The sequence below is a fragment of the Vibrio sp. Vb0667 genome (genome assembly GCF_033391095.1).
This window is the reverse complement of the sequence record NZ_JAWPOL010000447.1, coordinates 1-1009: the sequence shown is the minus strand read 5'-3', so window position 1 is coordinate 1009 and position 1009 is coordinate 1. Positions and strand designations below refer to the sequence as shown.

1 protein-coding gene is annotated in these 1009 nt (G+C 49.8%); it reads left to right on the top strand.

All coding sequences use genetic code 11. The features are described 5' to 3' along the window. The coding region (locus R8269_RS26555) for a glutamate synthase-related protein (protein WP_318223081.1) at window positions 1-1009 on the top strand (1009 nt) is incomplete at both ends.

The following is a 1009-nucleotide window of genomic DNA, read 5'->3' as shown; positions in this document are numbered from 1 at the left end:
TGATGATTTCCAACAAGATTTAACCAACTTGTCCCGCAAGGCGTGGGCAAAACGTAAATCGATTGAACATGGTGGATTACTCAAATACGTACATGGCGGTGAGTACCATGCCTACAACCCTGATGTGGTTGGCACACTGCAAAAAGCGGTGAAATCTGGTGAAAGTAACGATTATCAAAGTTTTGCCAAACAAGTAAACGAGCGCCCTGTCGCGATGTTGCGTGACCTAATGGCACTGAAAAAAACTGACTCGCCATTGCCACTTAAACGAATCGAACCTAAAACAGAATTGTTCAAACGTTTTGATTCTGCCGCCATGTCTATCGGAGCGTTGAGCCCAGAGGCACACGAAGCACTTGCAACGGCGATGAACCGTCTTGGTGGTTACTCTAACTCTGGCGAAGGTGGTGAAGATCCTCGTCGTTTTGGCACCGAGCGTAACTCGCGAATCAAGCAGATCGCATCAGGCCGTTTTGGGGTTACGCCTCATTACCTAACCAATGCAGACGTACTGCAAATCAAGGTTGCGCAAGGAGCTAAACCTGGTGAAGGTGGTCAGCTACCAGGGCACAAAGTCACGGCAGAAATCGCCAAGCTGCGTTACTCGGTGCAAGGGGTGACGTTAATCTCCCCTCCTCCACATCACGATATTTATTCGATTGAGGATTTAGCTCAGCTGATCTTCGACCTAAAACAAGTCAACCCGAATGCCCTGGTTTCGGTGAAACTCGTCTCCGAGCCTGGTGTTGGCACCATAGCCACAGGGGTCGCAAAAGCTTACGCCGACCTCATCACTATCTCAGGTTACGATGGCGGTACGGCCGCAAGTCCACTGACTTCGGTGAAATACGCAGGTAGTCCTTGGGAACTTGGCCTCGCAGAAACCCAACAAGCACTGGTTGCAAATGGCCTTCGCCATAAGATTCGTCTTCAAGTAGATGGCGGGTTAAAAACAGGGCTAGATGTTGTTAAGGCCGCGATTCTTGGTGCGGAAAGCTTCGGATTTGGT